This is a genomic window from Janthinobacterium sp. GW458P (assembly GCF_002127585.1).
Taxonomy (GTDB): Bacteria; Pseudomonadota; Gammaproteobacteria; order Burkholderiales; family Burkholderiaceae_D; genus Janthinobacterium.
In genome coordinates, this window is sequence record NZ_NEGZ01000006.1 from 147,076 (window position 1) to 154,208 (window position 7,133).

The 7,133-nt window shown below is 68.0% G+C and carries 5 protein-coding genes; 3 read left to right on the top strand and 2 right to left on the bottom strand.

Features of this window, described 5'->3' with window-relative positions; translation table 11 throughout:
* The first annotated feature begins 14 nt into the window (after positions 1–14).
* Genes CBW50_RS06990 through CBW50_RS07000 form a run of 3 tightly spaced genes read left to right on the top strand, consistent with a single transcriptional unit; the run spans position 15 to position 2,093 of the window.
* A complete protein-coding gene (locus tag CBW50_RS06990) occupies positions 15–1,160 on the top strand; it encodes an acyl-CoA dehydrogenase family protein (RefSeq protein ID WP_086144864.1) in 1,146 nt (381 codons plus the stop codon).
* The gene (locus CBW50_RS06995; protein ID WP_086144865.1) at positions 1,157–1,645 is read left to right on the top strand and encodes a MaoC family dehydratase; all 489 of its coding nucleotides are present in this window, start codon (positions 1,157–1,159) and stop codon (positions 1,643–1,645) included. The genes CBW50_RS06990 and CBW50_RS06995 overlap by 4 nt, the downstream gene beginning before the upstream one ends.
* Entirely contained in the window at positions 1,638–2,093 is a 456-nt protein-coding gene (locus CBW50_RS07000; protein WP_086144866.1) for a MaoC family dehydratase, read from the top strand. The genes CBW50_RS06995 and CBW50_RS07000 overlap by 8 nt, the downstream gene beginning before the upstream one ends.
* A gap of 10 nt (positions 2,094–2,103) precedes the next feature.
* Here the strand turns inward: CBW50_RS07000 and CBW50_RS07005 are convergent, their stop codons facing one another.
* Positions 2,104–3,027 (bottom strand): diguanylate cyclase, encoded by a 924-nt coding sequence (locus tag CBW50_RS07005; protein WP_086144867.1) that lies wholly within the window; start codon positions 3,025–3,027, stop codon positions 2,104–2,106.
* Positions 3,024–7,133: PAS domain-containing protein (locus tag CBW50_RS07010; RefSeq protein WP_086144868.1), on the bottom strand; the 4,110-nt coding region annotated here is incomplete at its 5' end. The genes CBW50_RS07005 and CBW50_RS07010, both read right to left, overlap by 4 nt.

Genomic DNA, 7,133 nt, shown 5'->3' on the forward strand with positions numbered 1-7,133 from the left:
CAGAAGGAAACGACATGGACTTCCAATTCAATCAGGAACAGCAGCAGTTTGCCGACGCGCTCAGGCGCTGGGTCGACAAGGATTACCCGTTTGAAACGCGGCATACCATCATGCATTCCGACACGGGCACGTCCGATGCCGCCTGGGCCACCCTGGCCGAGCTGGGCATGACGGCCCTGCCGCTGCCGGCCAGCGCGGGAGGCTTCGACGGCACGGCCGTCGACATGCTGCTGGTGATGCAGGAACTGGGGCGCGGCCTGGTGGTCGAACCATACCTGGCCACCGTGCTTGGGGCGCGCTTTCTGACCCTGGCGGGCGGCCACGACGCCGTGCTGGAACAGGTCGCCAGCGGCAGCCTGAAACTCGCTTGCGCGCTGGGCGAGCGCCAGGCGCGCCACGACATGCACGATATCGCCACCACGGCCATCGCCAGCGGCGACGGTTTCGTGCTGGACGGCGAGAAAACCGTCGTCATCCATGGCGCCCAGGCCGGCGCGCTGGTCGTCTCGGCGCGCAGCGGCGGCGGCCAGGATGACACGGACGGCATTTCGCTGTTCCTCGTGCCCGTGGACGCGCCCGGCGTTTCCGTGCGCGACTACCGCACCATCGACGGCCAGCGCGCCGCCACCGTCACCCTCGTGCAAGTGGTGCTGGGCCACGATGCCCTCGTCGGCCAGGCGGGGCAGGGCTGGACCATCCTAGACGCGGCGCTCGACTATGGCGCGGCCTTGCTGTGCGCGGAAGCCGTGGGCGCCATGGACGCCATCTTTGCCGCCACGCTCGACTATTTGAAGACGCGCCAGCAGTTCGGCGCACCGATCGGCAAGTTCCAGGCCTTGCAGCACCGCATGGCCGACATGTTCATCCACCTGGAGCAAGCCCGGTCGATGGCCATGCTGGCCGCCGCCAAGGCCGGCAGCGAGGACGCGGCGGAGCGCCGCCGCACCGTGTCCGCCGCCAAGGCGCGCGTGGGCCTGGCCGCCACCTTTGTCGGCCAGCAAGCCGTGCAATTGCATGGTGGCATGGGCGTCACCGATGAATTGCCCGCTGCCCACCATTTCAAGCGCCTCTCCATGATCGCCCTGACCCTGGGCGACGTGGAGCACCACATCGAGCGCTTTATCGCCCAGCCGGGCTTCTTGCCGACGGAGACCGCATGACCGCATTGACCGACATCAAACCCAAGCATTGGTATTTCGAAGACTTTACGCAAGGCCTGGAAATCGACCTGGGCCAGCGCCACGTGACAGAAAAGGAAATCATCGCCTTCGCCACGGATTTCGATCCGCAGCCATTCCACGTCGACCATGCGGCCGCCGAAAAAACCATCTTCAAGGGCGTCATCGCCAGCGGCTGGCACACCTGCGGCATGATGATGCGCCTGGTGGTGGACAATCTGCTCAGGCATTCGTCCAGCATGGGTTCGCCCGGCCTGGACAGCATCCGCTGGCTCAAACCCGTGCGCGCGGGCGACACCCTGCACCTGACCTACCAGGTCAAGGAAGTGCGCCCGTCCACGTCGAAGCCGGACCGCGGCATCGTCATTTCCGTGTGGAGCGTGCGCAACCAGCACGGCGAGGTGGTGACCACCGTCGAGGGCATGGGCATGTTCGGCCGCCGCCCGGCGGGAGAGCACCATGCGTGACGTCGCCGGCATCGCCGGTTTCCAGGCGCTGGCGGGGCAGCACGTGGCCGTGTCCGACTGGCTCGCCATCACCCAGCAGCGCATCGACACCTTTGCCGACGCCACGGACGATCACCAGTGGATCCACGTGGACGCCGAGCGCTGCGCGCGCGAGTCGCCGTACGGCTGCACCGTGGCGCACGGTTTTCTGACTTTGTCGCTGCTGCCCGCCATGCTGCAGGGGGCGCTGCACATGGCCGGCATCCGCATGGCCATCAATTACGGCCTGAACAAGGTGCGCTTTCCCGCCCCCGTGCCCGTGGGCAGCCGATTGCGCGCGCGGCTCGACATCCTGTCCGTCGAGGACGTGCCGGAAGGGGCGCAGGTGAACTGGGCCGTCACCATGGAGAGGGAAGGCGACACGAAACCCGTGTGCGTGGCGGAGTTCCTGATGCGTTGCTATCCGTAAATAAGAAATCTTACTCGCCCTCCGACGCGCAATACTTGTCCCGTCCCGTCTGCTTGGCGCGGTACAGCAGGGCGTCGGCGGCGCGGATCAGGGCGCTGGGGTCCATGCCTTCCGTGGGCATGACGCTGGCCATGCCCAGGCTGACGGTCACGTGCGGGCCGACGCTCGATCTGGCGTGCGCGATGTGCAGCGCGCGCACTTCCTCGAGGATGCGCTGGGCCACCACTTCGGCGCCGTCGCGCGTTTCCTGCGGCAGCAGGATGATGAATTCCTCGCCGCCGTAGCGCGCCAGCAGGTCGGGCGGGCGCACGGCGCAGCGGCGCAGGGCGGCGCTCACCTGCTGCAGGCACAGGTCGCCCGCCTGGTGGCCATAGGTGTCGTTGTAATCCTTGAAGTGGTCGATGTCGGCCATGATGATGGCCATCGGCACGCCGTCGCGCGCGCAGCGCCGCCATTCGCTGTCCATGGCGTCGTTGAAGCTGCGCCGGTTGGCCACGCCCGTCAGCGAGTCCGTCAGCGACAGTTCGCGCATGGCGTCGGCCTGCCGCTTGATGGTCAGCTGGCTGCGCACGCGGGCGCGCACGACGGCTGCGTTGAACGGCTTCGTGATGAAATCGACGGCGCCCGCCTCCAGCGCCCGCGTTTCGTCCTCGGGCTGGTTCAGGGCCGTGACGAAAATGACGGGGATGGCGCTCAGGATGGCCGACTCGCGCAGCGCGTTGCAGACGGCGTAGCCGTCCATGCCGGGCATGACGGCGTCGAGCAGGATCAGGTCCGGCAGTTGATTATGCGCAATCTCCAGCGCCTTCTCCCCGCTCAGGGCAAACAGCACCTCGTGCTCCTCGCGCAGCAGCTGGTGCAGGATTTGGATATTTTCCATGGCGTCATCGACGACGAGGATGCGCCCGTTCATGGCAAGGTTGGTCCAGCTCACTTGTTTTCCTCTCGTTTCAGCTGATCGAGCACGAGTCTTTCCGCTTCGGAAAAATTCAGCGTCTCGATCGCATTGGCCATCGCCAGGGCCGTCTCCCGGTCTGACTGCCGGATGGCGGGGTGCAGGGCGTGAAAGCGGGCCAGCGCCTTCAGATTGTTGTTGCGGATCAATACGAGCAGGTCGGCCAGGCCGGCGCGCAAGTCGGTCTGCCCGTCGCCGGGCGCGGCCGCCAAAGGCTGGCTGCGCGGCAGGGGCAGGGTGCGCGCCGTTTCGATGACTTCGGCCATCGCGTGTTCCAGCTGGTGCAGCAGGCTTGCCGTGGCCTGCGGCGGTGCCGCTTTCAGCGCCTTTTCCGCGTCGCCGGCCAGGCTGGCGATGTGCGTGGCGCCCAGGTTGGCCGCCACGCCGCACACGCGGTGCAGCAGCTGCGCGGCCTGCCGCGCCTGGCCGGCGGCCAGCAGGCGCCGCGTTTCCTCGACGGCGTCGCCCTGCGAATTCTCGAAGCGCTTGAGCAGGGCCAGGAAGGCGGCGTAGTCGCCGCCGAAGCGGTGCAGGGCCGCCGCCAGGTCGATGCCGGGCAGGCTGGCGGGCACTTCCGGCGTGTCGGCGGCGGGAGCGCCGGACGGGGCGGCGCCGTTGCGGGCCGCGCCCGCCTCAGACGGCACCAGGCGCGTCAGGGTCGCGATCATGTCGTCGACGTCGATGGGCTTGGCCACATGCGCATTCATGCCGCTGGCGATGGCGCGCAGGCGGTCCTCGTCCATGGCGTTGGCCGTCATGGCGACGATGGGCAGGTCCGGCAGGCCCAGCGCGCGGATGGCCCGCGTGGCCTCATAGCCGTTCATGACGGGCATCTGCAAGTCCATCAGCACCACGTCCCAGGCGTGCGGCGTGTGCGCGAGCAGGTCGACGGCCAGCCGCCCATTGGCGGCCACGGCCACGCGCGCGCCCGAGTGCAGCAAGATGTATTGCGCCACTTCCTGGTTGATTTCATTGTCTTCCACCAGCAGCACGCGCATGCCGGCCAGCAAGCCCGACAGGGGCGTGGAGACGGGCAGCACGGACGGCGCGCCGCTGCCATGGCGCCCATCGCGCACGGCCGCCACGGCCGCCAGCAGGCGCGCCGGCGTGGCCGGTTTCGAGACGATGCCGGCGAGCATCAGGCTGTCGGCCAGGTGTTCGAGGTTTTCGCTGTCCTGGTCGGCCACCAGCATGATCACGGGCGGCAGCGCCAGCTGTGCGTCGGCGCGCGCTTCGGTCAGCATGGAAATGCCGTCCATGCCCGGCATAGCCGCGTCGAGCAGCACCAGGTCCGCCGCCTGCGCGCCGTCGGCGTGGGCGCGCAGCAGGGCCAGGCCGGCCGCGCCGCCGTCGGCGCTGCGGCTGTGCCAGCCCTGCGCCGCGCACCAGTCTTCCAGCATGGCGCGCACGCTGGCGTTGTCGTCAATGATCAGCAGCGACAGCGCTTGCGGCGCGTCCCTGGCGGGCGCATCGGCCGCCGTCCCGGCCAGTTCCGCCACGCGCTCGAAGCGGCAGTGGAAACGGAAGTCCGACCCTGCGCCCAGGGTGCTGCTCACGCTGATCTTGCCCCCCATCAAGTCCACCATGCGGCGGCAGATGGCCAGCCCCAGCCCCGTGCCGCCGTATTTGCGGCTGGTGCTGCTGTCGCCCTGGGAAAACGCGTCGAAGATGTGTTCCTGCTCGGCCGCGCCGATGCCGATGCCCGTGTCGCGCACGGAAAACTCCAGGGTCACGCTGGCCGCATCCTCGGCCAGGCTGCGGATGGACAGCACCACCTCGCCCTGCGTGGTGAACTTGACGGCGTTGCCCACCAGGTTGATCAGGATCTGTTCCACGCGCAGGGCGTCGCCGACCAGCTCTGCCGGCACGCGGGGATCGAGCACGAAGACGGGCTCGACGCCGCGCGCCCAGGCGCTGTTGCCCAGCAGCACGCCGACGCTGCCCAGCATGCGTTCGAGCTGGAAGCGGCGCTGTTCCAGCACCATCTGGCCCGCCTCGATCTTGGAAAAGTCCAGCACGTCATTGACGATGTTGAGCAGCGACTGGGTCGCCATCTGGATCTTGCCCACGTAGCTGCGCTCGCGCCGCTCCAGCGGCGACTCTTCCAGCAGCCGCGCCAGGCCGATGATGGCGTTCATCGGCGTGCGGATTTCATGGCTCATGTTGGCGACGAACTCGCTCTTCGCCACGCTGGCCGCCTCGGCCTTGTCGCGCGCGCGCACCATCTGCTCGTTGAGCTCGTGCAGGCGCAATTCCGTGCGCTTGAGTTCGGACACGTCCGAGGCCAGCACGAAAAAGCCCCGCACGCCGCCGTTGTCGTCGAAATCGGGGATGTAGTTGGTCCACGTGTGGCGCACCTGGCCGGCGGGATCGAGCAAGTCGCGCTCGAAGCTTTGCGGCCGGCCCGCCAGCACGCCTTCGACGTGGGGCGCATACACGTCGAACAGTTCCTGCCCCAGCAATTCGCTCATGTGGATGCCCTGCAGTTCGGCGCTGCTGCGGCCAAACCACTCGTTGTAGAATTTATTTGCAAATTGGCAACGCAAATCGTGGCCCCAGTACGACACCATGCCGGGCAGGTTGTCGGTGACGGTGCGGATGAAGCGCTCGCTCTGCTCCAGGCGCCAGGTGGTGGCGTGCAGCACTTCGCTGGCCCGCTTGCGCTCGCTGACATCGATGGACACGCCCAGCACGTGGCTGGCGCGTCCCGCGTCGTCGCGCAGGACCACCTTGCGCGTGGTGAAATGGCGCGTCGTGCCGTCGGCCGTGTTGATCGCCTCCTGTTCGATTTCCACCATCTGGCCCGTGGCCAGCAGCTTGCGGTCGGCGCTGACGAAGGCGGTCGCCTGCTGCGGCGGAAAGAAATCATGGTCGGTCTTGCCCAGCAGTTGCTCGCGCGAACGGCCCAGTGTCAGCTCCGTATGGCGGTTGACCATTTCAAAGCTCAGCTTGTCGGCGCGCTTGACGAAGACCATGGCCGGGATGTTTTCGATGATGGTGGCGAACAGGTGCTTGGAGCGGCGAAATTCCGCTTCCGCGCGCTTGCGCTCGCTAATGTCCAGCCACAGGCAGGAGACGCCCAGCAATTGCTGTTCCGGCCCGAAGATCGGGTGGCAGGAAACGACCCAGTGGCTGATCTGCTCGCGCTGCTGCCCGCTATGGCCCTTCAACTCCATGTCGACGATGGGCGCGCCCGTTTCCAGCACCTGGCGCAGGCAGCGCTCCACTTCCGCGCGCACGGCCTCGTCGTACAGCATGGCGCCCACGGCACGGCCCAGGTGCTGCGTCACGCTGGCCCCGTTGATGGCGGCCAGGTACTGGTTGATCATGACGATGTGCAGCTCGCGGTCGACGAACAGCATGCCGATGGGCGCTGTCGCGTACACGGTTTCCAGCAGGCGCGTGGATTTCTCCAGGGCCAGCGTGCGTTCGGCCACCAGGCTTTCGAGCTGGGTGCGGTGGCGCCGCAGGTCGCGCTCCAGCGCACCCAGGGCGTCGGCCATGTCGGCCGATTCGCGGTCCGAGTGTTTGCTCAATATCAAAGGCTTGCCCTGCGCCAGCGCCTGGATCTGCTGCGTCAGTTCGTGCTGGGTGCGCGCCAGGCGCCCGCCCACGCGCCAGGCCAGCGCGTAGGCGGCGCCCAGCAGCAGGGCCAGGATCAGGGAACCCGTGACGACCGAGCGCAGCAGGGCGTCGGCCACCGTGCTCGTGCGTATCGTGACGGCCACCGTCCAGCCGTCGCCGCGCGCCCGGTGAAAGCCCGTGTAGACGTCGATGCCTTCCAGCGAGGCGTGGCGCAGCACGCCTTCGCGCGCCTGGCGCATCGCCTCGAGCAGGGGCGCCGCGCTGCGCTGGCCCACGTAGCGCTGCGGCGCCAGGGTGCGCGCCACGTTGATGCCGTCCGCGTTGATGATGACCGCGCCCAGGTAGGGCGGCATGTTCAGGTCGCGCATCAGCATGGGCAGGTAATCGGCCGGATACAGCGCCGTGAGTACCCAGGCGCCGCCCGCGCCGCCGGGCTGGCGCGGCAGCGGCAGGTTCAGGGCCAGCTGCGGCGCGCCGTCGGCCGTCGTGAGCAGGCTGGT

Excerpts from the sequence above, each read along its gene's own strand:
- CBW50_RS06990 (WP_086144864.1), top strand. The coding sequence starts at position 15 with ATGGACTTCCAATTCAATCAGGAACAGCAGCAGTTTGCCGACGCGCTC.
- CBW50_RS06995 (WP_086144865.1), top strand. The coding sequence starts at position 1,157 with ATGACCGCATTGACCGACATCAAACCCAAGCATTGGTATTTCGAAGAC.
- CBW50_RS07000 (WP_086144866.1), top strand. The coding sequence starts at position 1,638 with ATGCGTGACGTCGCCGGCATCGCCGGTTTCCAGGCGCTGGCGGGGCAG.